24 protein-coding genes and 1 pseudogene are annotated in these 24,340 nt (G+C 50.5%); 11 read left to right on the top strand and 14 right to left on the bottom strand.

The genetic code is table 11. The features are described 5' to 3' along the window. Window positions 1–16: 16 nt before the first annotated feature. Together ACOTXI_RS22530 and ACOTXI_RS22525 are read left to right on the top strand one after the other, a co-directional pair. Window positions 17–544: a hypothetical protein gene (locus ACOTXI_RS22530; protein ID WP_223195142.1), complete on the top strand. Its 528-nt coding sequence runs from the start codon at window positions 17–19 to the stop codon at window positions 542–544. Then, the gene (locus ACOTXI_RS22525; protein WP_023327722.1) at window positions 535–951 is read left to right on the top strand and encodes a type II toxin-antitoxin system YafO family toxin; all 417 of its coding nucleotides are present in this window, start codon (window positions 535–537) and stop codon (window positions 949–951) included. Before ACOTXI_RS22530 ends, ACOTXI_RS22525 begins: the two co-directional genes overlap by 10 nt. Before the next feature lie 211 nt (window positions 952–1,162). Here ACOTXI_RS22525 and ACOTXI_RS22520 read toward each other — a convergent pair whose 3' ends face one another. Beyond that, the gene (locus ACOTXI_RS22520) at window positions 1,163–2,152 is read right to left on the bottom strand and encodes a tyrosine-type recombinase/integrase (protein ID WP_023327721.1); all 990 of its coding nucleotides are present in this window, start codon (window positions 2,150–2,152) and stop codon (window positions 1,163–1,165) included. Between the two features lie 247 nt (window positions 2,153–2,399). On the opposite strand from ACOTXI_RS22520, the gene ACOTXI_RS22515 reads away from it, so the two are divergent. Both ACOTXI_RS22515 and ACOTXI_RS22510 read left to right on the top strand, forming a co-directional pair. Beyond that, window positions 2,400–3,551 carry a hypothetical protein gene (locus tag ACOTXI_RS22515; RefSeq protein WP_265190943.1) on the top strand — a complete coding sequence of 384 codons (1,152 nt, stop codon included), beginning with the start codon at window positions 2,400–2,402 and terminating at the stop codon, window positions 3,549–3,551. Between the two features lie 263 nt (window positions 3,552–3,814). After that, window positions 3,815–4,005, top strand: a pseudogene (locus ACOTXI_RS22510) (hypothetical protein); the annotation flags it as partial. Between the two features lie 326 nt (window positions 4,006–4,331). Here ACOTXI_RS22510 and ACOTXI_RS22505 read toward each other — a convergent pair. The 13 genes from ACOTXI_RS22505 to ACOTXI_RS22445 form a co-directional block, all read right to left on the bottom strand. Continuing rightward, window positions 4,332–5,831 carry a helix-hairpin-helix domain-containing protein gene (locus ACOTXI_RS22505; RefSeq protein ID WP_032636178.1) on the bottom strand — a complete coding sequence of 500 codons (1,500 nt, stop codon included), beginning with the start codon at window positions 5,829–5,831 and terminating at the stop codon, window positions 4,332–4,334. A gap of 25 nt (window positions 5,832–5,856) precedes the next feature. Further along, window positions 5,857–7,494 carry a PP2C family serine/threonine-protein phosphatase gene (locus tag ACOTXI_RS22500; protein ID WP_023327718.1) on the bottom strand — a complete coding sequence of 546 codons (1,638 nt, stop codon included), beginning with the start codon at window positions 7,492–7,494 and terminating at the stop codon, window positions 5,857–5,859. Continuing rightward, window positions 7,494–8,534 carry a TerY-C metal binding domain-containing protein gene (locus tag ACOTXI_RS22495; protein WP_001253653.1) on the bottom strand — a complete coding sequence of 347 codons (1,041 nt, stop codon included), beginning with the start codon at window positions 8,532–8,534 and terminating at the stop codon, window positions 7,494–7,496. Before ACOTXI_RS22495 ends, ACOTXI_RS22500 begins: the two co-directional genes overlap by 1 nt. 85 nt (window positions 8,535–8,619) lie before the next feature. Next, window positions 8,620–9,258, bottom strand: coding sequence for a vWA domain-containing protein (locus ACOTXI_RS22490; RefSeq protein ID WP_023327716.1), 639 nt, complete (start codon window positions 9,256–9,258; stop codon window positions 8,620–8,622). After that, on the bottom strand, window positions 9,258–9,899 hold the full coding sequence (locus ACOTXI_RS22485; RefSeq protein WP_000116681.1) for a TerD family protein: 642 nt from the start codon (window positions 9,897–9,899) through the stop codon (window positions 9,258–9,260). The genes ACOTXI_RS22490 and ACOTXI_RS22485 overlap by 1 nt, the downstream gene beginning before the upstream one ends. A gap of 22 nt (window positions 9,900–9,921) precedes the next feature. Further along, window positions 9,922–10,560, bottom strand: a complete 639-nt coding sequence (locus ACOTXI_RS22480) for a vWA domain-containing protein (RefSeq protein ID WP_023327715.1) — start codon at window positions 10,558–10,560, stop codon at window positions 9,922–9,924. Between the two features lie 463 nt (window positions 10,561–11,023). Further along, window positions 11,024–11,491: a tellurium resistance protein TerW gene (terW, locus tag ACOTXI_RS22475; RefSeq protein ID WP_001176767.1), complete on the bottom strand. Its 468-nt coding sequence runs from the start codon at window positions 11,489–11,491 to the stop codon at window positions 11,024–11,026. 17 nt (window positions 11,492–11,508) lie between these two features. Further along, window positions 11,509–12,717: a DUF4236 domain-containing protein gene (locus ACOTXI_RS22470; RefSeq protein WP_023327714.1), complete on the bottom strand. Its 1,209-nt coding sequence runs from the start codon at window positions 12,715–12,717 to the stop codon at window positions 11,509–11,511. A 10-nt stretch (window positions 12,718–12,727) separates the two neighbouring features. Further along, on the bottom strand, window positions 12,728–13,684 hold the full coding sequence (locus ACOTXI_RS22465) for an HpcH/HpaI aldolase/citrate lyase family protein (protein ID WP_000797363.1): 957 nt from the start codon (window positions 13,682–13,684) through the stop codon (window positions 12,728–12,730). Continuing rightward, a complete protein-coding gene (locus ACOTXI_RS22460; protein WP_023327713.1) occupies window positions 13,684–14,763 on the bottom strand; it encodes a cysteine protease StiP family protein in 1,080 nt (359 codons plus the stop codon). The genes ACOTXI_RS22465 and ACOTXI_RS22460 overlap by 1 nt, the downstream gene beginning before the upstream one ends. A 1-nt stretch (window position 14,764) precedes the next feature. Next, entirely contained in the window at window positions 14,765–15,538 is a 774-nt protein-coding gene (locus ACOTXI_RS22455) for a hypothetical protein (RefSeq protein WP_001040062.1), read from the bottom strand. Further along, on the bottom strand, window positions 15,531–16,673 hold the full coding sequence (locus ACOTXI_RS22450) for a phosphoribosyltransferase domain-containing protein (RefSeq protein ID WP_023327712.1): 1,143 nt from the start codon (window positions 16,671–16,673) through the stop codon (window positions 15,531–15,533). The genes ACOTXI_RS22455 and ACOTXI_RS22450 overlap by 8 nt, the downstream gene beginning before the upstream one ends. Before the next feature lie 9 nt (window positions 16,674–16,682). Next, the gene (locus ACOTXI_RS22445) at window positions 16,683–17,741 is read right to left on the bottom strand and encodes an ATP-grasp domain-containing protein (protein WP_001035171.1); all 1,059 of its coding nucleotides are present in this window, start codon (window positions 17,739–17,741) and stop codon (window positions 16,683–16,685) included. A gap of 321 nt (window positions 17,742–18,062) precedes the next feature. Between ACOTXI_RS22445 and ACOTXI_RS22440 the strand changes: the two genes are divergently transcribed. The 7 genes from ACOTXI_RS22440 to ACOTXI_RS22410 all read left to right on the top strand — a co-directional run bounded on the left by ACOTXI_RS22440 (window position 18,063) and on the right by ACOTXI_RS22410 (window position 24,282). Then, on the top strand, window positions 18,063–18,644 hold the full coding sequence (locus ACOTXI_RS22440) for a TerD family protein (protein WP_000254136.1): 582 nt from the start codon (window positions 18,063–18,065) through the stop codon (window positions 18,642–18,644). Then, entirely contained in the window at window positions 18,644–19,801 is a 1,158-nt protein-coding gene (locus ACOTXI_RS22435) for a TerD family protein (protein ID WP_001054786.1), read from the top strand. The genes ACOTXI_RS22440 and ACOTXI_RS22435 overlap by 1 nt, the downstream gene beginning before the upstream one ends. Before the next feature lie 22 nt (window positions 19,802–19,823). Then, entirely contained in the window at window positions 19,824–20,279 is a 456-nt protein-coding gene (locus ACOTXI_RS22430; protein WP_000007448.1) for a tellurite resistance TerB family protein, read from the top strand. A gap of 22 nt (window positions 20,280–20,301) precedes the next feature. Next, the gene (gene terC, locus ACOTXI_RS22425) at window positions 20,302–21,342 is read left to right on the top strand and encodes a tellurium resistance membrane protein TerC (RefSeq protein ID WP_000255079.1); all 1,041 of its coding nucleotides are present in this window, start codon (window positions 20,302–20,304) and stop codon (window positions 21,340–21,342) included. A gap of 48 nt (window positions 21,343–21,390) precedes the next feature. Next, window positions 21,391–21,969, top strand: a complete 579-nt coding sequence (gene terD / locus ACOTXI_RS22420) for a tellurium resistance membrane protein TerD (protein WP_000116680.1) — start codon at window positions 21,391–21,393, stop codon at window positions 21,967–21,969. A 68-nt stretch (window positions 21,970–22,037) separates the two neighbouring features. Beyond that, complete coding sequence (locus ACOTXI_RS22415; RefSeq protein ID WP_020996162.1) at window positions 22,038–22,613, top strand: TerD family protein; 576 nt, start codon at window positions 22,038–22,040, stop codon at window positions 22,611–22,613. 427 nt (window positions 22,614–23,040) lie between these two features. After that, entirely contained in the window at window positions 23,041–24,282 is a 1,242-nt protein-coding gene (locus ACOTXI_RS22410; protein ID WP_008786868.1) for a vWA domain-containing protein, read from the top strand. Window positions 24,283–24,340: the final 58 nt, after the last annotated feature.

The raw sequence follows: 24,340 nt of genomic DNA, 5'->3' as shown, positions 1-24,340 counted from the left end.
GATTATGGAGCCCGTCGTGAAATTTAAAATCCAGCACTTGCAGGCCGCAGTGGCACTGGTTCTTGCCAGTTTCCAGCCGCAACCCAAAGCGGTTGCGTGTCAGCCTACGATTGTTGAACGGGTTTACGAAATGGGCTCCAGAGTCAACAAAACCGATATCAGCGAGCTCACTGTTGCTCTCAATGACGTAGCTGAAGAATTACGCTCAAGTCGCATCGAGCTGGCACGGTATGCAGACAGCGATTTCGCCGGCGCTATCAAAGTCGCCAGCGACATCAGAAATCATACTATCCATGTCGCAGGTATCGCAGAGTCCTTTGTTCTGATGCTGCCGGAAAAAAAAATCGTTCAGTCGTATGACAGGAATTCTGTTGAGTTTGCATTCTTTAAGGCCATTAAAATGGTCAGTCTTGCGACTAAAAACTACCTCAGTCTTATTGATCAAATCACACGAACGACAGAAGTGCGTGACTCTGGAATCAACCTCTCGGCCATGAATCACCTGCTGGATTCAGGCAACAGGGCAGCGGCTAAATGGCGTTAACAGCTGAGTACAGTCATGTCACGTGGGATACTTTTTTCCAGCCCACGTTTGCCGTTTACCCTGAGCTGGAGAGCCAGTTACAAGCAGAGTTCATTACGTATAAATCAACTGGCGCACCGTCAAATCTTCTTGGAAGGGACGCCCCTTTTGATTACCCGCCATTCGCTGTCGATGCTAACGTCCAGCATATTCACGTTAATCTGCATTTCCAGCTCACCTGGAGTGCCAGACAAGAGAATTACAACCGTACCTCAGATCACTATCTCATTTACACAGAACACATGTGGGATAGCGGCCGCTTTCTGCTGATGGGGCTGATAACACCGGCTCATGAACGTATGCCCGCGAGAGATACACGGTTACTCAGCTACTTTTCTGAAGTTGCAGAAGATTTTCACGCTTCATAACCCTAAAAATCACATATGGTACCCGGCAAAAGAACGAAAAGGACCGGCCATCCCGCATATCCAAACCACCCCGGTTCAGAAGGGGAAACGGGATAGCCGGCAGACCTACTTTAACGGAAGTTCCAATGTGACACCATTTCAGAAAATTGCAAGCATGCGAGCATCCACACCTACTATCTTGTTAACTTGTTATCTTAACGTGTTGTTAAGTTCATATCAGATCCAGACGGTCGCGCGCCGTTCGCAGGCGCGCCTCGCCGCGGCGATCGTACTGCTGGGTGGTGGTGACGCTGGCATGACCCATCGCATCCTTCACCGTAATCAGGTCTTCCCCATTATCCAGCATGGCCGTGGCAAAAGTACGCCTTAAATCGTGCGGGGCGCATTTCGCTATTCCTGCCTGGCGCTGGCGCACCTGCAGGACATGGTACACTGCCTGGTCGGTGAGACGGTCATTCGTCAGGGTGTCAAAGCGACGGATACGGGTAAACAGCGGCCCGTCTTTTTCTCCGCGCACTTCATCGATCCACAGCTTTAGCCGCTGCCAGGTGCCCGCCGGCATATAGGCCAGCCGTTCCTTGTTCCCCTTACCCAGCACCCTGAGTGCTCGCTCAGTGGTGACAACGTCACTCAAATCCAGCCCCACGGCCTCCGACCGGCGCAGGCCGCAGCCAAGAATGACACCCAGCATCGCCGCATCCCGGAGGCCGATACTGGAGCCATCATCCTCGCAGGTACTGAACAGCGCTAGGATCTCCTCCGGCAGCAGGGCCCGGCCGCGGGGGAGACGGCTGCCGCGCAGGTTGCGCACCGCCCGGATGTGCTGGAAGCTTTCCACGTCCATCAGCCTGAGCATCCAGGCTTCCTTCGCCACGCCCTTGAGTGCCGAAAGGTAGGTGTTGACGGTGGCCGTGGCCCGCCCGCTATCGCGCAGCAGCTCGGTCACAGCCATCACGTGATGACGCCGCAGGCTGCCCCAGCTGCAGGCATCCATGGAAGCTGAACCGAGCATGTCCGCGACGATGCTAAGGAACGAGGCCATGGTCTGCCGGCTGCGGGGGGAATTCAGGGAAAGCAGGTACGCCCGGGCGGGACTGACCGGACCCTCGCCGCCTGTCAGCGCCGGCAGGAAATCCCCATCAGGTGGTATGACCGCCGGCGACATGGACAGGTCAGGATCATCATCAGGCATCTGTGTCATCCAGGGCTCCGTCAGGGCCGGAAACCGTCCGGCGCGCTGCGTGAAAAATCGGGGGAAATGATACCGCCAGAGCGTATCGCAGAAAGTCTACTTTTTCAAAGGTACATTTTAATTAGTAGAAGATAAAAAACAATTCTTCGTACATTGCCACACAAACAGCTGTTGACGGTCAGATTCGGGTAGGTGCCTGTACGATGTAACGCTGCTAATTTAGCTTAACCACCATAATAAAGAGGGAAGGTTAACAATGAATCAGAAATGGAAGACGCTGTTAATTTCGGTATTAACTCCGTCTGGTATCATATCTGGGATCGCGCTGACTGTGCTCTGGGGATATTTCAGTCGTCTTGACAGACTCGATGTTTTCTTTGAGGTGTTGAGCATCAAGAGTCTATTCGCTCTGGTCTGCTGCGCAGCCGTATTCTCATTAGCGATTCTGTTATTTATCTTTTTTATAATCTCTATATTCATGCCGATTATCATTCCTCAGGACATCAATAATCTTCCTACATACAATAAAATTCAGAATAACTTTTTATCGATACTGATGCTGTCAGGACTGTTCCCGATGGCGTTTATCTATGTATTTTACTATGCTTTCGATTTCAGCCAGGCCGTAAAAAATAATTCAGGCTGGCTGTCTTTGCTAAGTATCGGTGTACTGACCATAATTATTTCCTGCCTGATAAACCGAAAATATCTAGAACACGACTTATCAATTAAAAATACGAAGGTGAGATGGATGCGGCGATGCCAGATTTATGTGGCCATCCCGCTCTGTATAGCACTGCTGGCGCATCTTCAGGTGTTTCCACTGGAAATAGTATTCAGGAATATTTCTGCTTCAACTGAAAAAGTAAGTTTCAGGATCGTGGCCGGAATGGCGTTCATGTCTTATATGGTTTTTTTTATGACAATTTTGCCTGGCCTCGTTTACCTCAGAATGGATGCCAAGGATAAACTCCCCAAAAAAATTAGCACTTCCTTGATAGTGTCTCTGATGATACTGTTATTTATTTCTACAAAAATAACTGTTTTACCTGTTATATTTACTCATTCCGTCATTAAACTTTCAGGTATAAGTGATTTCAGCACCCACAGCTATATTATAAAATCTAGCGAGTATCCGGAGGAGTTTTTTTCTAATTCAGTTTGGGATAGGAAAAAAATCAAAGCAGGAAAATATTACTCGGTTCGGGCTGTTTCTATATTTACCACCAATCAATTCAGTTTTCTTTGCCCTGAAGAAATAATCAAATCCTATAGGGAAAGCTGGAAATTTAATCCGCTGGATTCTGAGTTCGATACAGATGTCAGGCTTAAACTCCAGAAAGATGCCGCTTACTGCGTACCGGTTTCAGCGACAGCTGTAAAACGCTGGGATGTTCCACTCCAGTAACCGAAGTTTGCAACTTCGTTCCTAATAAGGGTATAAGTACGAAACTTATACCCTTCATTATCATTTCCCGGTAGATTTACTGGGTTTCAATCCGGGTGTATTACCGGGCGTATCCTTATTATCGCGACGACGTTGATTTGGCTTTCCTGTTGACTTGGCAATTGGTTTGGGACCTGGTTTTAAACCCATGATACGGATTCCTGAGTTTCAGAGGGACATCCTCAATATACATATATGGGATCCACTGTACCTTATCAAGTTATAAACGCAAAATGTTCCCGACAGATGACCGGTACGGAAGATTATATCTCTGCCGATCAAGGATGCGTCGAAAAAATGGAGTATACCGCTCCAGAACTGGCGACTGGCGATTAGTGGTTTTATTATCGAGTTCGGTGACTGCCTTAGCGATCACCTTTCATATATTGGAAGTTACACAGAATTACAGGCTTAAAAAAACAAAAGGAACATCTTGAGAACCTTTAGAGGATAAATCTGATTGTTTTGCCGGATTAAACTTCACTATTTATTAAAATTCGCATTTTGCAGCTTCGCTCCCACTAGGCCGTAAAGGAGGGCGGCAGGGTAGAGCCACAAAACCATTCACTTTTATAAACAACTTGAGCTTTGCGCATTAAACCCTTGCCGCAGGCGGTGAACCGCATATCCGGCACAGACAGTCAGTTTTTCTGGCAGCTTAAATTTGACACAGCTTAATATAGTGATTCATTAAACAGGTTCAGTATTCTGCCAGAACGTTTTAGTCGTTATGGGCGTCCGTTAGTTTTCTACTAACTGAACGACGACTAGCCTGCCGCCTTCCTCCTTTGACAGAACAAACTGAGCGTTATTCGTCAGTTCAATTTTTTCACCAATGGCAATCTGTCGTTTATCCGGTAATGACATAAGCCCATTTATGCCTTCATTTACTAACCACCACTGATCGTTATGGAAAACAAAATACCCAACTCGTTTCCTTTGTGCATCGGTTGTGCGCTCATTTGGCGCAATGAGGCGATTCACATGCCACGCATAGATTGACTGCCCGCTCCACACCATCAACCGGTGATCGTCAGGACGATAACTGCCTTCCTTTCGGGATGAATATAAATTTAGAATCGGTAATTTACCCTTGTATGGCGTACCGCAGTAGGGACAAACCGGCTTTGTCTTACCTGAGAAAACGTACCATTTCTGTTCACACGCCTTGTTCTGGCAGGGCTGTATCAGATCGACTGTTTTAACCAGGGCACTTTCCCACTCATCGGCGGTCGGGCGTTTAGTGGCATCGTGTAAGCCATCAATAAAGGCGCGTTCAAACAAAGGCGTCAGATAAGGGCCCATGATGGTGTAAGGAATTTTCTCCGGGTCAGCCCAGGGCAGTGAAAAGGAGGATAGCTGACTGACTTTGACTGCATTGCTTTTGTCTGTCGGATGTTCAATGAAGAGTGCCTTCTCACCCATAGATAAGGTCTCATCACGTACTTCATCCGACATGTCATGTATTTTTCCGCCACGTAGCGGATGACGGAAGAACAGATACATGTAGATAAGCACCGACAGCGCATGACGGTCAGTAGAAATGCTTGGCAATACGCGGTTCGGATCCTCTTTGGAAAGATGGCTGGTTTTCACCACTTCCGGAGCGATAAAATCCGGGGTGCCCACGACGTCGGGAGGATACTTTCCAGGGACAACCAGGCCGTCTACGTCAATGATGCAGGCATGTCCCATTTCTGGATCGATAAGCACGTTTTTATAGCTTAGATCGCTGTGACAGAGACCTGCCGCATGCATCCTTCTGACGGCTCTTGTTAGCAGCAGACAGACCTTGAGATAGGTAAGCGTATTGCCTCGTTCACGTGGGTCGAGAAATTTATTCTGGTTGCTGGCGCTGGCAAACCATTTGCCTTCCTTTTCACGGCCTTTTATGCCAAGAAAATCATCGTTTTTAGAGCCGTATTTAAAGAAAAAGTAGCTTTTGTAGGTTGGAACCACGATGCCGATTTTATCCCCATGCTCAACAACGTGGGTCGGCCAGCAAAACAGGTCCTTCCAGTATTCACCTCCGGACTGGCCAAAAATGTTTTGCCTGTAGCGTCCGGTGATCATATCAATCCGATCCCGGGCCTGCTCGTTCTGCGGTTTATGATAAAAAGCGACGACGTATGATTTATCAGGCGAGAAGTAAACATCCTTCATCGAGCCCGAACCAATTACCTCGTCAACATACTGGACTGTTTCGCCGTCCTTTGTTTTGCACGTAACAATATTTGCCATATTGATCACCGAAGAAGCGTATCCCTTACCACAACACCGCAATAGTGCGGTCATCGTGGTTCCCTGTGGAGAAAAAGTTAAGCCAGTCGCCTAACCTCTCAGGCGCAATACTGGCGTCTGTAAGGACAGGGATGAGCTCATCAAGGAGACGGGTCCATTTTTCGTCACTGCGAAGCCCGTTATCTGTCTCAAACAGAGGGTCTGATACGCCATCTGTCATGAGGATCAAGTGAGATACATCATTCCATTTACCCACGCTGATGCGGCCGCTAAACGAGGGGTCTGCGATAATGCTCTGGTCAAGAAAGCGGGTTTGTCCTGCGTATTCTCCGCTATCGGGATTTCCCAGTATCCTGACTTTACCGGAAGGGCTGTATGCACCTATCGCACCATCACCAAGCCAGAATGCAGCCGCAAACAGCTCGTTATCAGTTCGTAGCGCTACAGTTGCCAGTAGGGTTGTTGAATAGGATTTCACAGGTTGTTCTGCACAAATGGCTTCGTTCTGGATACTGTTGACCGCGAGCGTAGCTGCCTGTTTAAAATGATGAAGCATGGCGTTTATGGTTGCCTGCTGATCGCTCCCTTCCCACGCCGTGATGTGCTGCTTTAGATGGACGCCTTTCAAACCACTGAGCTGATTGAAAAGGTAATCGCCAGCCGTTTGGACTGCAATCCGGGAGCCTTCCCGGGAATTTACCGCACTACCGGCCCCGTCTGCGACCAGCATGACAGACCATCCTGTTTCCTGGCAGTGGTTGATATAGAAGTCGTCATCTCTGAAGCTCCCGGCATGCTCATGAGATCGTCCCCGGCGACTGGCGGCAGCAATACGTATGTCACCCCTGACCAGGCCAGCAGCGTCCAGATGGGACTTAGGGTAGGAAGCGTCTGCTGGTGGCTCTACCACCTTCCACAGGCTTCTCGGATCGGGATTGACTATAAAAAGCTGTTTTGTTTCGCATTCGTCGTGCGAAGCGCATGACCAGAGTACTGAAAGCTCTATATCGCCGCTTTCGGTGGGTGTACCTGTCAGCAACTTATGCTCTTTGTCAAAGGTCAGGCCAATGTTCCTGGGAAAGACAACGTCCCTGACAGTAGCCTGCTGGCCCTCATCCAGAACTATAGCAACCGGCGAAGAGAAACGTTCGCCTGCGCGGGCGTTGGGAATAACTATTTTAGCTCTCGGGGGAACGGCAGGTGGCACAGCTAATCCGGCCCGCTGCTGGCCTGTCGGTATCTGCCCGGGTTTTAATACCAGGGAAGACAGGTTTTCGTCTTCCCTCTGTGCTGGTTTATCAAATTCGTAATAAGGCATCAGCTTCCAGAACGGAGGATGAGGTTCATTTTCTGGCAGGGGTTGCAGTAATGGTGTATCGGTAGCGTCAATGCCCGGGTTATCAGCATCACTTACGACCGTTTGTTGCTGATCGGAAAGGCTGGATGCTGACGAGGGGGCGATCTCTGCGTCGTTATAACCTTCGCTAACCCGCGTAGATAAACCCTGTGCAAGGCTCTCAATCCGCTCTTTAAGCCGCATAATCTCTTCAGTAAGGGAAGGGTCGTGCGATAGAAGAAAAAGCCGCTCACCTTCTACAGGGTGGCCCAGCTCAGACAGCACTAAGCGGATAATCTTCTCTTCAAGTAAAACATTTTGCGACATCAACCTCTCCCTCTGTTTACGTCGAAGTTAGTGTTTCCGCCATCATTGCTGAATGACAGACCTGTTTCACACCACGGGCAGATCACGTCATCCGGGCCGTCAATGCACAGCAATTTTCCGCATGAGCACAGGGCAAACGCACTGGCATTACCGCAGTGAGGGCAACCCGGTACGCCATGCAGTTCGCTGGTGTTTACCTGCAAACCGGTAGCGGTGGCATCTGACCATGCAAAATAGTCCTCATCGATGGGATAGCATCCGGCAATATTAAAGCTGTTCAGGTTCAGGCTGAAATCGAGCCCGGAAATCCTTGCTGGTGGCCGTTCATACTTCATCAGATACGGACGACGGGTCTTGCTGCAACGGCCGGTAAGCGTAACGCAGTTTTCGTCGTACGCTTTTACTGGCTCGTCCTTGGCCAGCCGGACTATGTATTCAGTCTGGCTGAGCTCAGGTTGTTTGTCGTCTCCGACGCTGCGGCTGTGCGCCGTAACCGAGGCTGTGATCCATTTGATGAAGCGGGTAAAGTCCCCTTCCTGAGACTCGGTGAACAGCATGACATTCTCTGTCAGTTGCCGCAGGGTATTCAGGTCCGCTGACGGCCCCAGGCCAACGGCAATGAGATTCACTTTACTCGCGTAGTGATCCTTCCAGCGCTTCACTTCTGCGGTTGTGTCGTCAGTCGGACGTCCGTCGGTAAGGAGATACACGACGGGTTTCCAGTCGCCTTTAGCCTCATGAGTGGTTTTTCTGACCTGGGTATCAATTTGTACGGTCAGCTCACGCAATGCGGCCCCAAGGCTCGTACCGCCGCCAACGGGAAGGCGGGGAGGGTAGAACGAGGCAATTTCGTGAAGAGGTACAATCGTACGGGCTACACCGGCAAATGCGATTACCGAAACCCAGGCTGTTTCAAGTGCGTGTGGATCCTTTCTTAAATCTCCGATGATCATTTGCAGACCATCAGTCATTTTTTTCAGGTTTTCACCAATCATGGACTCTGAACAGTCCAGGACAAAAAACACGGGAAGGCGTCTCATAATTTTCCTCGTACGGCTGGTACGGCCAGCAGAAAACGTTGCTGTACAGAAAGGTGCTGCCCGGAAAGCAGCACCTTTCTGTCTGTCAGAGCACCAGCTGGATTTCTGGTGGAGGAGGGGGAAGGGTATCAGTTCCGTTATTGATCCCCGCGCTTGTGCTGCCGGAAGACACGCTGGCCGATACCCATTTAAAGAAACCTGCAAACGCGGTTGAATCTAGCGTCTCCAGAGACACAACCTTATCGGTGAGCTGTTTTAAGTGCTCATGGCCTGCTTTAGGACCAACGGCGCAGGCAATGATGGATCCGAATCCCCGGCCGTGAATCGCTTTTACCGCTTCACCGTACGCCAGGGCATCAGAAGGGGTTCCATCAGTCATCAGGAATACCAGAGGACGCCAGTCTCCTTTTGTATCACCATCTGAGCGACGTACATCCCGTTCAACACACTGCATCAGACATTCAAGGGCAGCACCGGTGAACGTCCCGCCTGCGCTTGGCACAACGATGTCAGAAAACTGGAAGTCTTCCAGCGGCGTGAGAGGAATGAACTCACGCGCCTCATTGTCATAGGTGATAATGGAGATATGAACGCTTTCGAGGGCGTAGGGATCCTGGCGAAGAGCGCTAAGCATCGCCTGAATTCCAACGTTAACGGAATGGATGGACTCACCGCGCATCGAGCCGGATGTGTCGATAACAAGGTAAACAGGCAGGCGGCGCATCACATGTAATTCCTCAGGTGCGAGACAAACGAATCTGATTCTGAAGGCTCACCAATTGCCCTGAGTTTCCAGCCTGTAGCCTCGCGTATCAGCTCGGCAAAAACCATGGAGCGCTGGCTGGCGAAGGCGGGTCCGCCAGAAAGATCGAATCGTGCCATTTCAATATTACGGGCATCTACTGCCCGGATGAAGGCATTCTGAACTTTACCAAAGTGCTGCTGGAGCTTTTCACCATTGTAGATCTGAACGATGAACACAATTTTCTCGTACTGAGCGTCAAGGGAATTCAGGCGCACAATAATTTGCTCATCGTCACCATCACCGGCTCCGGTTCGGTTATCGCCCGTCAGCCAGATATTTCCTGACTTATGGCGAAGGCTGTTGAAAAAGATGATATCGCCATTCACAAGCGTTGGTTTACCATTTTCCACATTGCCGAGATCGGTCACCTTTCCGGCTGAATTACACAGGAAAGCGATCACATCAAGGTCGTATTCTTCTTCTTTTTTACCAAAGATCCCGCCGAGGAAACCTTTCTTTTCCTCATTAATATCCCAACCCAGGCCGATAGTAACGGACGAGAGATCGTATTCATTTTTTTTCAGGCTTACGCCCTGGCCTTTGCTCAGACTGACAGACATGACATCCCCTTAATTAATAAAATTATAAGACCACGTTTACTTCTGGCGGCGGCGGTGGCAGGTCTTCAAGACCGATCACTTCTTTTTTGCTGGACTCCACTTTCTGACTGCCTACCGAAATGCTCGCACTGACCCATTTAAAGAAAGCTTTAATCGTCGAACTGTCAGCTGTATCGAGCTGAACCACGATTTCAGTGATTTCTTTGAGGACGCTGGTATCGGCATCATGCCCGGCTGCACATGCCACAACAACGCCGGTTCTGGCCGCTTTAAAGTCATTCAGGCCTTTACGCCAGTCATCATTCGGACTTCCATCCGTCATCAGGAATACAAGGGGACGCCAGTCACCTTTAGTGTCAGCCGTCGTTTTCTGTACTTCTTTGGCAATGGAGCTGGCCGTCAGGGTAAGCGCTTCGCCAAGAGAGGTGGTGCCGCTGGCTGTTAGTGCTGGTATCTGGAAACTCAGGAGGTCTGTCAGGGGGACTGCCTGTCGGGCTGAAGAATCAAAGGTGATCACTGACACGTAAGCCGTTTCGAGTGCATACGGATCCTGTTTCAGCGTGGTAAGCAGCGTCTGAACGCCATTCTTAACCGCTTCGATAGGCTCTCCGTGCATAGAGCCGGACGTGTCGAGTAGCAGATATACGGGTAAGCGTCTCAAATGTAATTCCTTCTTAAGAGATCGGAAGAGGAGAGTAGTTTCAGGAAGAGGCCAGAGTTTGTAGATTTGATAAAACGGCACGACATCTGTCGGGTGGAGATTAAATACTCAGAAGCGGCATTAAAGAAATAAGTTAACCACCATTGAATTACCGACATGTGAATGGCCTCTTATCAGAGAAAAAAATTCAGACCGTACTGGAATATAAAATTTCTGAAAAAAACTCCGGCAAAAATAAACTTTCTTATGTATGAAAATCATCATACATCACAGATCTGCATGAATGGAGTGTAAATCGCCCAAAGATTGATGTGTAGCACAAGAGGATGTCAAGACACCAGGTTTTGTAGGCAGAAAGGCGCTGCTGACATTGCGGGAGGAGAATAGATCAAAACTCCGTCACGCAGATACAGAGGTGAAATATGACAAAACCGGGGTTTTCACCCCGGTCTGAGATTTAGCGTCAGGACTTTTTAGCGCTGTATTCTTTTATCAGTTCATCAACGGAGTGCAGAGCCAGCTTCTCTACCGCTTCACTTCGGGTCGAGCCACTCAGCGCAGCCAGACGGTCAATTTTTCTTAAAATCCGCATGCGTAGCGATAATGACACGGCTGTTTTTTTATCCTTATCGAGTACGACCTTCCCTGTGGACTCACCGGTTTTCAGTTCAGCATTCTGTGCGAGCGCTTCATTCATCCGGCGAAGGGTCTTTTTATCCAGCTGGCCCGGATTAACGAGATGGTATGAATGACCTGCCTTGCTGTATTTGATCTCCGCAGAATATGACTCGCGTAGCTCTTTGAGTGCCCGGGTTAATGTCGGCTCTGAGCATTCCAGACTGGTTATAATGTCGGCAGCGGAAACGGGCTTGCCGGTGCCCAGTAAGTTGGCAAGCTTAAAAATCCGGGCCTGTCTGGTATTTAATTGCATCGTAAGATTTAGCCTGCTTAAAGGGTTAGTGGTTCAATAGGCTGAAAAATGAAGGTACTGCTCATCTTTCGAATAACCGGTTGATCGCCTAACGCTTCAACCGGATCAATGTGTTCTAAGCCTGCAAAATTTACTGACGACATCTGGCTGCGACTGCATTTGCAGGACAGGATATACTCATCCTCCAGATAGCCGGTCCGCTTACTGACCCGTTGCGTAAAGCCTGACACAATCACGTTGTCGAACGGTAGCGTATGTAAAACGATACCGACCAGGCGGAACAAGCAGCCATGGACGTGGCGGGCATAGTTTTCGCGTACGGCTTTTTGCGTCATGGCTTTTTCCGTCAGCTCCGTGCCCCGGGCATTAACGCCGTAAATCTTATCAGGGAAATCTTCAATCTCAGCTAAATCAACATCCAGCAGGACTGCTGATAGCTCCGGCTTTACTTCAAATGCAACAAGCGTTTCACGCGGCCATTCAGTTTCTGCCAGCACACCCGCCAGGTATGATTCGAAAAACGCGGCGTCTGTCCGGAACTGCTGCCGGGCATCTGCCTGAGCCGTGGCGAGCCGTTTTTCATGTTCTTCAGCCTCAAACTTCCAGTTTGCATACTGTTCGGCCCAGGCCGTCCGTTGTTGCTGGTACCGGTGCTGTCGAAGGGTATTCTCACGCTCGACATCAATCAGCTCCTGCTGCCACCGGCGAAGATTTTCGGCGTGGCGCTCAGCTTTAGCTGATTCCGATTCAAACCATTTACCCAGAAAACTAATGCCTTCGCTCTCGGCAGGCTTTTCCGGCAATGCAAGATAGTCTGGCTTTTCTGGACGCACCGGTGCCGGAACCTGAAAAGGCGACGTTCTGTTATGCAGGTATACTGCTTCCAGCTCTGCCCAGCTGATGCCTGTTTTAGGATCCGGCGTCAGCTCGTGAATATTACGGATTGCGGTCACCGCTGACATGAGATCAGCGGCTTCCTCCTCAAGCGCCTGTCTGAGCCCCGGGTCGGTAGCCGTCCGGTTCCCACCTCCGGAACGCGCGGCCCGGTCAAGCCGGGTACGGTAACTCAGCCCGGTACCGGGCAAGCCCAGATTGGCATAGGTCCCCCGGCTTCCAAAAGAAACGGAAGCACCTCTCGGCCCGACACTCAGGCTCGGTGCACCGTTACTCAGGTTGAGGCGAACACCAGGAATAATGTTGATCGACTTTCTGAACCTGAACCCCATTATGATTTCCTTAATGATGCTGGGTCACGGTAAGTAATCTGATTCCATCAGCGCTTTGCTCGTTCTGTAACCCATAAAAACGAGCTCTGTCCAGAATGCCAGCCGCCCAGCGGCGATGTGTGGCGGGTTCACACATTGCTCCCTGCGACTTAAACACGGCCTGGGTAGAGTTCAGGATCCGCAGAGCGTCAGAATGCTCACCCTGAGTGACCATCAGCGCGTTTTGAATGACCTCTATCTGACCCGGGTGAATGGCCGTTTTCCCAACAAGCCCATGTGCCATATCAAGAGCCAGCTCTCTGGCCATTACGGCATGATCGTCAATATGCTCACATACGGGCGCGGTCAGGGCAAAATCACGCGGGCCGAAGACCGAAACGAGCATTTTGATGACGTAGCCCATCGGGCTATCATACAGCGTCAGGTCCCGGGGACGGCGAAGCGACACAACGTTCATAAGATCGTTGCCGCCGATTCGAAGCGCAATAATGCGGTCGTGGCAGGGATGTTCCACCAGACGGGTGGCCAGCTCCCGCATCTGAACCACGTCAAAGACGTCTTCTGTTTCCAGCGTTGGCATCATGCACAGGTGAGTCCCGCCCATGATATCCCACCATTCAGCTAACGAACTGAGGGTAAATTTCGGCAACACAAACCCGTCGACAGCGGAAAGATCATAATGCGCTTTTAACCATCTGCCCATGTCGGCATGCCGGGGGCGAATGAACACCAGAGGCCAGTCATTTTTACCCAGGCTACGCATGCTGTTACTGAGCTCGTGCAGCAGGTGCTCCAGATTTTTGAGGGCGATGGGGATGTCTGCTTCACTGACAGCATCCTCAAGGCAAATTACCAGAGAGCGCAAACCCGGGATTTTCCCATGCAGGACGGCATCAGCAATATCTTCCCGTGTTGCAGGCATGTATAGCGTGGCTCCCAGATTCCAGGGAGAAAGACGATTTTTCATCAGAGTACCTTCTTGATAATGGTTACAGCCCGATACTGGCCGAGGGTTCCCCCCATTTCTGTAACAACTATTCCCTTTTCACGAGCAAGCCCTACAAGCAAGGCAACGTCCGGGTCGTCAATAGAACGCACAAATATATGGTCCGGTACCCGACGCAATACAGCCCGGGTTGCTTCAGCAATACCGGGTTTAATACGATTGACGCTGTCCACTTTAAATTCATCGGCCAGGAACGCGATAACGTCGCGACTTGTCTGCCATAAGATCCGGGCTGACTCCGTATTCCAGCTCAGGGGAGCGAGGGATGTCGGTGTTAACTTCTTACGGAAATGAGCGACGGCATCGACAAGCATCCGGCTGCATTCGAATTCACTGAGATGCTCGCAAACCATGCACCCATGTAATCCTTCAGAGGACCATACTGACCGGGAGATCAGGCCTGATACCGGCGCACCCATGATGCCAAAAGGAATGAGCCAGTCATCATCACTTGCTGCAAGCCAGGAACAGCCACAGGGATCGGCCAGGACAACCAGTCGCGGCTGCTCAGGATAGCCCGGGCGATCTTTCAGTGCGCGTACAAGCTCTCCGGTAATTGCGCCTTTACCTGTCCATCCGTCAACAAAGACAATACCGCTGGTACCATGCCGCTCTTCAATGACGTCGAGTGCTGCACCGTCAATTCCACGATCCCGGATGATGCTGATGCCGTAATGCCATGAGGTTTTCCCCATGTCACGCAGGGCCTGGTGCAGCATAACGCCGAGCGGTACGCCAGCTCTGACAAGACTGGCCAGTACAATGGGCTCATCACCGAAGCGTTCGGCCAGAGAAATAGCGAGCTGTGTGACTTCTTTTGCAAGCCTCTCTGCGCCCCGATCCAGCGCCCGGTGAAACAAATCAAGATGCCATTGTGTTGGTGCTGGCTCCTGGCTGAGCATGTCTGAATAATGTTTCTTCCCGGACTGAATCAGCTCTTCTTTTTGATCAACCGGCGTCATCTCAATGACAACCGGCTTTAGCAGAAATTCCACGTCACCGGGCTGGTATGAGCCGGTAAATGTTTCATGTGGCTGCATTTTAATTTTCTCCAAAAATTCGCTGTGAAATGGCATCTGCAAACTGACTCTGACGCGGGATGCCAAACCAGCTGCACAGTTTCATAAAACGATGATCGCTCAGGCTGTCGCCCAGACCAATTACGGGGAAAACGCCGCGTTCAGCCCGAAGTTTTTCAAGCAGCCAGCTGACGGCCAGCCCTTTCTCAACCGGGGTGGGTAGCCAGGCCACGTTATTACTGTTGCGGTGGATGTAGAAGCCCTCGGTCGGAAACACCGTTTCTATCTCATCTGCAATGGCATTGAGCTCGTCAAGGCGGGTGCTGTCGCGGTGTTTCATCACCATATAAACCGCCGTTTCACCGTATTCGAAGTTCAGTCTTGCCCAGGCATTAATCCCTTTTGCGTCCATCATTTCAGTGATCAGTCGCTGCATCGATGTCAGCTTTTCCTGATAGGGAGCCAGCTGGCCGAGCATATGGGCCTTCCACTCCTCGTCGGGGTTGCCTTCAGGCGTGAGAATGACGGCCCCGTGCGTGGTGATTGCCCAGGAGTGGAAAGGGATCCGTACGCGGCTGATTTCTTCAGTTCCCCGTGCGGTAACGGGAATGAGTTCAGCCTGCTCCAGAAGCCAGTCCACTAACATGGACTGTTCTTCCGTCATAAAGCTTCGTGGATTCAGGGTACGATCAACGGCACCGGTACGGAATGGCTCCAGGGCCAGCTCGTCCACCATTTTACGACGGGTCTGAAAGAGCGTGTCGTCAAGGTCGCTCAGAACAACGGGTTTATTCATAGGTAACAATCTCCACGACGGGCGCAACCTCAGCCAGCGCCTTAAGAAGCTGCGCGTCAATACTTTCTGCGGGTGTCTCAGTACACACAAGAATGCGGTCAAACTGCTGGTGGGCGACGTTATAGACAAAATTGGGGATGCCCAGCCCGTAGTTATCCGTAAAGGAAATGGCGGACTCAATGGCATAACCAACGGCGATAGGGGAGCGGGTGGTCGAACCGTAAAATGCCTTTGCCCCGGCAGCTTCGAGCCGTTCTGCAAGCAGGAACGGCTCCCAGACGAATTCCCCTGTCCCGAGAACCAGAACACGCTCCCCTTTGCGGACGGAAACCTCATGGCCGAGATCGGCCGCAGGTGCGAGCATCCCCAGTCGACCCCATGACTGTTTCCCCTGGATGTCCCATTCTCCGCGTGAAGTTACGTTGACTTTCGGCATGTCCGGGACCGGTGCATCTGGTAATGTGGTCCATCCCCACTGACCGCTTACAAGAGAAACAGAAGTGACGGGTAAGGTGCTGCGCTCGGACAAGGCTTTGCCACTCCAGTCGGTAAGCGTAACGGCGATAACCTGTTCAATATGTTGAAGCTTGCCGGTATTACGCAGGGCAGAAAGCAGGTTAATAAAGGTATTACCGGTGGTTGCCTCGTCATCAATCAAAACCAGCGTTCGCGCGTTGGTAACACGACGTCTTTTCTCTTCATCATCTGGCAGATAGATCAGATGATCAGTGGCGTGGCTGTGTTCTTCCTTGAACTCGCAAAGCAACGTGCCATCAACCGGGTGACGGGTAGAGGTCAGATATACAGATTCACGATGCTGGTGGCGCACTTCATCAAACACACCGGCCCCAAGCCCAACGGCGGTTTCAGCCATACCGATAAACAGTACGGGCCCTGTCAGCGTTGAGGGGAACTGGCTGGCAAGCTGTCTGTAGGCCTGCCGCATGACTGAGGGTAGCACGGGAATGTGCCTGCCGAGTACTTTGCTGACAAACAGAAAGGCGCGTTTCGGGTTACGTCTTTCAGCGATATCAAACAGGTCATCGAGCGAAACTTCACCCTGATCGCGGATTACCTGAATCGTACCGCATGAGAGGGTACGGCGATAAATCATATCTTCGAGGTTATCAGACATAAACACGCCTTAATTCAAAAGGTTAGAGAGTGATTCCGGGTATGCAATTACATCCGTAATGGATCTCACCGCAACCGGAGAAAAGGTGTTTTTAGCGCTCTGGCGCACCATATCTTCAGACATCAGACCGAGCTTAAAGGCAGCAAATAACCCAGGAAGGTTCACCCCGCTGTGAAGGGTATAACCCACCCCCCCTGACGGACGCATGTTGGTTTCAAGCAGCACCGGGTTGCCATTCACATCGTTTCGCGTCTGAACATTCACCAGCCCGTCGGCCTTCATAACCCGGGCGCAGTCACACGCCAGTTCCCAGGCGCTACCTTCGTTTACCAGATACTGGATAGCCCCTTCCTTACGGCGTCCCACGGCTGCGAGTATTTCGCCCTTATCCGCGAGGATATCGACGGAAAATTCCGGGCCTGGCAGGTACGGCATCAAAACAAGGGGTTTAAACGACTCAGCAGCTGATGCTGCTGCAATATACTGTTGCGGACTGACCAGACGATGTTCGGGATGATTAAAGACGGCCATAGGCGAAGCACTGTCATCAAAGCGCCAGAATCCCATGCCATAGATACCCGTCACCGGCTTCACGCATACCGGGCTGTCAGTGAACGGCGGGGACGCGAGGTGTGTCTTTAATTCTGCCAGCGTATTCACCCGCCAGGATGGTACAACCGGGAGTCCCTTTTGCTCCATAAACTGAGCAAAAGTAACTTTTTCGTCAGCCAGAGTTAACCAGTCGACGCTCGTTGCACCGGTAGTAAGTGTGGCACCGGTCGATTCAATGTCTGAACGGTGTTCTTCAAACCACTGGCTGTTACGGCCAGTATGAATATGGTGGATGCCGTAGGTCTGAATGGTTTCCTGAATAAACTGGAGACGTTTTTGAGGATCTTCAGGTTCAGTCAAAGAATAATCGGCAACGGAAAGGATTTCATTTCTTTCGTTACGGTGGGAGGCAAAAACGGTAATGGCAAAATTATTTTTTTGTGCAAATGATTTTACCCCCTGAATAATATCTCGCTGGGAGGATAAACCTTCCATAAACCAAATTTTCTTGTTCATTTTTTTTAATTATCCGGAACGCCATGCAAATTTATGATTGAGAAGTGAGTCTATGAGTGTCTAAGCTACATGTCAATCATAATATGATTAATAACTTCTGTGGTTATGGAGTGAGTCAGTATTTTTTGGATTTCAGATAAAGTATTGATATTTAAATTAAACATAGAAAATTAACACCCTGAAAAGATTTTCTTTTTGTGTTTTTACAGAAAACTACCAAAATTTCCCTTGTCATAGAACTTCATCATGATATGATTTTCTTCGTCAGTTAATAAACAACCCTTTGATTGTCTCGGTCATTACCATTTTAAGGAATAAAACATGGTTTCATTAGTTAAGAACCAGACGGTATCACTCAGCAAAGAATCATCTGCATTAAGCCAGCTTCATTTCGGTCTCGGTTGGGATCCGGTTAAGAAAAAAGGTCTTCTTGGAGGATTGTTTGGAGGCAACGACTCAATCGATCTCGATGCTGGCTGCGTATTAATGGACAGCACCGGTAAAACAATTGACACCATCTGGTTCCGCAAACTGGAATCCACCTGCGGCGCTGTTGTGCACAGTGGCGATAACCTGACCGGTGAGGGTGACGGTGACGATGAAGTGATTAAGGTCAACCTCTCCCGACTGCCTGCAAACGTTGAATACCTGGCGTTTACGGTAAACAGCTTCCGTGGTCAGTCGTTCAATGACGTCGAAAACGCGTTCTGCCGCGTTGTCGATCAAACCGGCAAAGAGCTGGCTCGCTACAAGCTGACTGAGCAGGGCTCACATACCGGGATCGTTATTTCTTCGCTGCGCCGTAATAACGGCAACTGGGACTTTACCGCCCTTGGCCATGCCTGTCGCGGCCGCACAATTGACGATATGCACTCCGATATCGTTTCAGCGGTTATCCGCTAATGAACCTGACGCCGGGGGGCAATGCCCCCGTTCCAGCCCAGGAGTTGCGGGTCCGGATCACCTCGGGCGGCCAGGTGGATGCTTCGGCGTTTCGCCTGTATGCCGACGGGAAGGTGCAGGGTGATGCGGACATGGTGTTCTATGGTCAGCCACGTAACGATGATGGTACCGTCAGCCTGGTCAGTGAAGGCCAGTACTCAACCTTTACTGTCGCGCTCAACCGGCTGAAACCTGATGTCCAAAAAATTGCGTTCACCGTGACCTGTGACGGTGGGCAGACGGTGTCCGGTCTTCGTAATCTTTCCATCGACGTGGAGCAAGGGGCTACCGGCCTGGTTAGCGGCAGTGTCGAATTGAGCGGCCGTCAGGAAGCAGCCTTAATTCTGGGTGAATTTTACCGTCGTAATAATGACTGGAAATTCCGCTTTGTTGCGCAGGGGTTCAACGGTGGACTTAAACCGCTGGCAGAGCATTTCGGCGTAAATATTGCCGACGAACCTGCTCCCGCAGCCCCGACTCCTCCGGTTGTAACCCCTCCGCCAGTTGAGACAAAAATCAGCCTGAGCAAGGTATCGCTGACAAAAGAGAAGCCTGCAATCAGCCTGACCAAACGGGATAACTTCGGTGAAATCCGGATCAACCTGAACTGGCACCGAGGCAGCGGCAAATCCGGCTTTGCAGGCATGTTCGGCTCCAAAGGAATCGACCTGGATCTGGGGGCCTTTGTTGAGCTTCAGGACGGGTATAAATCGGTCATTCAGGCGCTCGGTAATGCATTCGGTGATTATCGCGATGAACCGTATGTTCAGCTCAAGGGAGATGACCGGACGGGTGATGTATCAGACGGCGAGTGGCTGCATATCAATGGACGTGAATGGAAGCATATCCGCGAAGTGCTGATTTACGCCTTTATTTATGAAGGTGTTCCCAGCTGGGACAAGACTGATGGTGTGGTCACTATTCATGTGCCGGATCAACCGCCCATTGAGACCCGCCTGACCGAAGGTGAAAACCGTCGCACATTGTGCGCCATTGCCAGACTCGTAAACGAAAACGGTGCAATTAAAGTCGAGCGAATTAACCAGTACTTCAAAGGCCAGGACGAAATGGACCGGGCATTTGGCTGGGGATTTCGCTGGAGCGCCGGTTCTAAATAACACAGCAACAAAGGAAACAGGTATGAGCTTTTTCGACAAGGTAAAAGGTGCCATTAACTCTGGCCGGGACGAACTGACCCGCCAGGTTGGCCGTTTCAAAAACAAAAAATTTATGCACGGCACCGTTGCTGTATGTGCCCGTATTGCCGTATCGAGTGACGGCGTGAGTTCGGAAGAAAAGCAGAAAATGATGGGCTTTCTTCGCTCTTCAGAAGAGCTGAAGGTATTCGATACCAATGAGGTGATCGAGTTCTTCAATAAACTGGTTTCAAGCTTCGATTTCGATGTTGAAATCGGCAAGGGCGAAACCATGAAATACATCCTGGCGTTGAAAGATCAGCCTGAGGCCGCTCAGCTGGCCTTACGTGTTGGTATTGCCGTTGCAAAAAGTGACGGTAACTTCGATCAGGACGAGAAACTGGCCTCCCGCGAGATCGCTATCGCGTTGGGCTTCGACCCGGCTGAATTTGGCCTCTGATCCACATCCCTAAGGGTAAAATATGGTTTCCACACACATCGGCTTCCCGACTGAAACGGTCATTGTTTTTATTGCGCTTTCAGTCGGTGCCATCTTTATTGACCTGTTTATGCACCGTGATGACAAGCCAATCTCGCTTAAGAGTGCGGCGCTCTGGTCCGTATTCTGGGTTGTGGTTGCGATGGCATTTGCCGGTTTCCTCTATATCCACCACGGTGCTGAGGTTGCTAGTCTGTTTGTCACGGGTTATGCGCTGGAGAAAGTGCTGTCGGTCGACAACCTGTTCGTCATGATGGCCATCTTCTCCTGGTTCGCCGTTCCGGATCGTTATCGCCACCGTGTTCTCTACTGGGGGATCATTGGTGCCATTGTCTTCAGGGGCATCTTTGTCGCCATCGGTACGAGCCTGCTGAGTCTGGGGCCGTACGTTGAAGTTGTCTTCGCTATTATCGTTGCCTGGACGGCGGTCATGATGCTTAAAAGCGGTGATGACGATGATGAAATTGAGGATTACTCCCAGCATCTGGCTTACCGCATGGTTAAACGCTTCTTCCCTATCTGGCCGAAGCTCAGAGGGCATGCCTTCCTGCTTAACCAGAAGGAAGTGGATGCCGAACTGGCGAAACCAGAAAACAGCGATGTCACCATTGGCCGTGGTAAAAAAGCGGCGCTATATGCGACTCCGCTGTTCCTGTGTGTGGCTGTGGTTGAACTCTCGGACGTAATGTTCGCGTTTGACTCGGTACCGGCAATCATTGCCGTCAGTCGTGAACCGCTTATCGTCTATAGTGCCATGATGTTTGCTATCCTGGGCCTGCGTACTCTGTATTTTGTCCTTGAGGCACTGAAACAGTACCTGGTTCATCTGGAGAAGGCCGTTATCGTGCTGCTGTTCTTCATCGCGGCAAAACTCGGCCTGAATGCGACCGATCACATCTGGCATCATGGTTACAGCATTGCGGCAACAACCAGCCTGTATGTTGTACTGGGTGTACTGGCGCTGGGCATTCTCGCAAGCGTCATGTTCCCGGGCAAACCTGAATCTGAGGAAAAGGGGAGTTAATCCCCTTAAGTGTTAACCTGAACAATTACTAATCGAAGAGGTTATTTTATGAGTGTTTCTCTTTCCAAAGGCGGGAACGTCTCCCTGAGTAAAGCAGCTCCGTCAATGAAAAACGTCCTGGTGGGCCTTGGCTGGGATGCGCGTTCAACAGACGGTCAGGACTTTGACCTGGATGCTTCAGCATTCCTGCTGGCCTCAAACGGCAAAGTGCGCGGCGATTCAGATTTCATCTTCTATAACAACCTGACGTCATCCGACGGTTCCGTAACACACACCGGCGATAACCGCACCGGTGAGGGCGATGGTGATGATGAATCGCTGAAAATTAAACTGGACGCCGTCCCGTCTGAAGTTGACAAGATCATCTTCGTTGTGACCATCCACGATGCTCAGGCTCGTCGCCAGAGCTTTGGTCAGGTATCCGGTGCGTTTATTCGTCTGGTTAATGACGATAACCAGACTGAAGTCGCTCGCTACGATCTGACCGAAGATGCGTCCACTGAAACCGCCATGCTGTTTGGCGAGCTGTATCGCCACAATGGTGAGTGGAAATTCCGCGCAGTAGGCCAGGGTTATGCAGGTGGTCTGGCATCTGTATGTGCTCAGTACGGCATTAACGCCTCCTGATCGAAAAGTAACTTTTCATATCCGGGGCTGTTAATTCAGCCTCATTCAACTGTTTGCAGGAGCTAAAAATGGCAGTTTCTCTCGTAAAAGGCGGCAACGTATCTCTGACCAAAGAAGCACCAACCATGAATGTCGCTATGGTTGGTCTGGGCTGGGATGCCCGTGTAACCGATGGTCAGGGTTTTGACCTTGACGCTTCCGTATTCGCAGTAGGTGAAGACGGTAAAGTGCTGTCAGATGCCCATTTCATTTTCTTCAATAATAAAACCAGCCCTGATGGCGCAGTAGAGCACCAGGGCGACAACCGTACTGGTGAAGGCGACGGCGACGATGAGCAGGTCAAAATTGATCTGACCAAAGTCTCAGCAGACATCAAAAAACTGGTGTTTGCCGTTACCATCTATGATGCAGAAGCGCGTAAACAAAACTTCGGCATGGTGAGCAACAGCTTCATGCGCGTTTACAACAACGACAACGGCACGGAAATTGCCCGTTTCGATCTGTCTGAAGACGCCTCAACTGAAACCGCAATGGTCTTCGGTGAACTGTATCGCCATGGCGCTGAGTGGAAGTTTAAAGCTGTCGGCCAGGGTTTTGCCGGTGGCCTGTCAGCGCTTGCTTCCCAGCACGGCGTCAATGTCTAAAAGACGCTGAGTCTGACCCCGGCAATGCCGGGGTTTTTTTTGGGTAACGATCCGCTATCAGCTGTTGAATCTGAGAAAGGGGGCCGGGCGTTTTCAGAAAGCAGAGTAATGTTAATTCTGGCGTGAACCTTTTTGCAGGACCCGGGTTTATCTATGGTTGCTGGTTAAGCCAGTATTCCGTGCCTTATATCAACAGCATGCCCCTCGGATATATGTTACTTTTGCGATTTATGAAGGAACGGGATCTGGAACATAAGATACCCGGGCAATGAAAATTCAAATTCAACAGGTATAGAAACTTCAGCGTGATGAAATATGGTGTCACACCATATTTACGCCTCACCGAATATCCAGCGTCCTGAACTAAGCCTGGGGAACATATATAAACGCTGCGCTTTAAAAATAATCAAAAATCAGGAGAGTTAATATGAATCTACAATCCGGACAAAACATACCCCTTCAGCAATCTGCTATCAGGCTGAATCTTCAGTACCCTGCCAAATCCGGCTTTAAAGGCGAACCCGATACCTGCCTGTTCTTGCTTAATGCTCAGGGAAAGGTCAGTGGCGATTCTGACTTTATCTTTTATAATAATTTGTCTTCTCCTGAGGGGGCAGTCAAGCTCGTTACCGGTTCGCAGCAGTCCAGCATTGATATAGCACTGGATCGTGTTCCAGCGAACGTCAGTAAAATTGCGATCACCGTTGTCATTGATGGTGAAGATACCATCAGTGGGCTCAGTTTATTGAGCATTCAGGCTCCTGGTATCGCTGACTTTCAGGCTGAGACTCAGGGCCGCAGTGAGAAAGCAATCATCCTGGGTGAAGTATATCGGCACAATGGCGCCTGGAAGCTTCGTGCGCTCGGGCAGGGTTTCAACGGTGGACTTGAGCCTCTGGCCATTAGCTATGGCGTTGATGTCGCACAGCCAGCTCCGCAGCCAGCAAAGCCAGCTCGTATCAGTCTGGAAAAGAAACTGGAAACCAGATCTCCGCGCCTTGTAAGCCTCGCTAAAAAAGCCTCGGTCAGTCTCACTAAAAATAAACTGGACACCCTTGAGGCAGCGGTTGCATTTGTACTTGACGCATCCGGCTCGATGAGTGGCCAGTTCAGTAAGGGTAACGTTCAGTCTGTGCTGGACCGCATCGCCGTTCTTGCCGCCCAGTTCGACGACGACGGTGAAATGGATGTCTGGGGATTTGGAGAGAAGCATAAGAAGTATCCAAACGTCACACTGGACAACCTGGACACATATATTCAGTCCATTCGCGGGTCTGGAAAGCGTTCAGCCTGGGAGAACCTGCCGGGCCTTGGAGGGACAAACAACGAGCCTCCTGTGATGGAAGAAATAGTCGACTATTTTAAGGACTCGAAAATCCCAGTATATGTAGTATTTATTACCGATGGCGGGATCAGCAAGACCCGGGCGATTAAAGATGCAATCCGGCGTTCTGCCAACTACCCCATCTTCTGGAAGTTTGTCGGCCTGGGTGGTTCAAGCTACGGTATCCTCAAAAATCTGGATGACTTTACTGACCGCCGGGTTGATAACACCCACTTCTTTGCCATGGATGATTTCGGTTCGATTAGCGATGAAAAGTTATATGATAATCTACTGGAAGAATTCAGACCGTGGATCGATGAAACAAAAAGGTTAGGCATCCTTTAATACGCACCGTTTGAGCATGGTTGAATGAGCTCTACAGCAGCTTAATACTGTAGAGCCT

This window comes from Enterobacter cloacae complex sp. BZL2005 (assembly GCF_049238885.1).
GTDB lineage: Bacteria > Pseudomonadota > Gammaproteobacteria > Enterobacterales > Enterobacteriaceae > Enterobacter > Enterobacter roggenkampii.
This window is presented reverse-complemented; position numbering and strand designations above follow the sequence as displayed.

What these genes read in the sequence shown, in the direction of transcription:
- ACOTXI_RS22525 (WP_023327722.1), top strand. Translation starts at nt 535, where the DNA reads ATGGCGTTAACAGCTGAGTACAGTCATGTCACGTGGGATACTTTTTTC.
- ACOTXI_RS22520 (WP_023327721.1), bottom strand. Translation starts at nt 2,152, where the DNA reads ATGACACAGATGCCTGATGATGATCCTGACCTGTCCATGTCGCCGGCG.
- ACOTXI_RS22515 (WP_265190943.1), top strand. Translation starts at nt 2,400, where the DNA reads ATGAATCAGAAATGGAAGACGCTGTTAATTTCGGTATTAACTCCGTCT.
- ACOTXI_RS22505 (WP_032636178.1), bottom strand. Translation starts at nt 5,831, where the DNA reads ATGGCAAATATTGTTACGTGCAAAACAAAGGACGGCGAAACAGTCCAG.
- ACOTXI_RS22500 (WP_023327718.1), bottom strand. Translation starts at nt 7,494, where the DNA reads ATGTCGCAAAATGTTTTACTTGAAGAGAAGATTATCCGCTTAGTGCTG.
- ACOTXI_RS22495 (WP_001253653.1), bottom strand. Translation starts at nt 8,534, where the DNA reads ATGAGACGCCTTCCCGTGTTTTTTGTCCTGGACTGTTCAGAGTCCATG.
- ACOTXI_RS22490 (WP_023327716.1), bottom strand. Translation starts at nt 9,258, where the DNA reads ATGCGCCGCCTGCCTGTTTACCTTGTTATCGACACATCCGGCTCGATG.
- ACOTXI_RS22485 (WP_000116681.1), bottom strand. Translation starts at nt 9,899, where the DNA reads ATGTCTGTCAGTCTGAGCAAAGGCCAGGGCGTAAGCCTGAAAAAAAAT.
- terW (WP_001176767.1), bottom strand. Translation starts at nt 11,491, where the DNA reads ATGCAATTAAATACCAGACAGGCCCGGATTTTTAAGCTTGCCAACTTA.
- ACOTXI_RS22470 (WP_023327714.1), bottom strand. Translation starts at nt 12,717, where the DNA reads ATGGGGTTCAGGTTCAGAAAGTCGATCAACATTATTCCTGGTGTTCGC.
- ACOTXI_RS22465 (WP_000797363.1), bottom strand. Translation starts at nt 13,684, where the DNA reads ATGAAAAATCGTCTTTCTCCCTGGAATCTGGGAGCCACGCTATACATG.
- ACOTXI_RS22460 (WP_023327713.1), bottom strand. Translation starts at nt 14,763, where the DNA reads ATGCAGCCACATGAAACATTTACCGGCTCATACCAGCCCGGTGACGTG.
- ACOTXI_RS22455 (WP_001040062.1), bottom strand. Translation starts at nt 15,538, where the DNA reads ATGAATAAACCCGTTGTTCTGAGCGACCTTGACGACACGCTCTTTCAG.
- ACOTXI_RS22450 (WP_023327712.1), bottom strand. Translation starts at nt 16,673, where the DNA reads ATGTCTGATAACCTCGAAGATATGATTTATCGCCGTACCCTCTCATGC.
- ACOTXI_RS22445 (WP_001035171.1), bottom strand. Translation starts at nt 17,741, where the DNA reads ATGAACAAGAAAATTTGGTTTATGGAAGGTTTATCCTCCCAGCGAGAT.
- ACOTXI_RS22440 (WP_000254136.1), top strand. Translation starts at nt 18,063, where the DNA reads ATGGTTTCATTAGTTAAGAACCAGACGGTATCACTCAGCAAAGAATCA.
- ACOTXI_RS22435 (WP_001054786.1), top strand. Translation starts at nt 18,644, where the DNA reads ATGAACCTGACGCCGGGGGGCAATGCCCCCGTTCCAGCCCAGGAGTTG.
- ACOTXI_RS22430 (WP_000007448.1), top strand. Translation starts at nt 19,824, where the DNA reads ATGAGCTTTTTCGACAAGGTAAAAGGTGCCATTAACTCTGGCCGGGAC.
- terC (WP_000255079.1), top strand. Translation starts at nt 20,302, where the DNA reads ATGGTTTCCACACACATCGGCTTCCCGACTGAAACGGTCATTGTTTTT.
- terD (WP_000116680.1), top strand. Translation starts at nt 21,391, where the DNA reads ATGAGTGTTTCTCTTTCCAAAGGCGGGAACGTCTCCCTGAGTAAAGCA.
- ACOTXI_RS22415 (WP_020996162.1), top strand. Translation starts at nt 22,038, where the DNA reads ATGGCAGTTTCTCTCGTAAAAGGCGGCAACGTATCTCTGACCAAAGAA.
- ACOTXI_RS22410 (WP_008786868.1), top strand. Translation starts at nt 23,041, where the DNA reads ATGAATCTACAATCCGGACAAAACATACCCCTTCAGCAATCTGCTATC.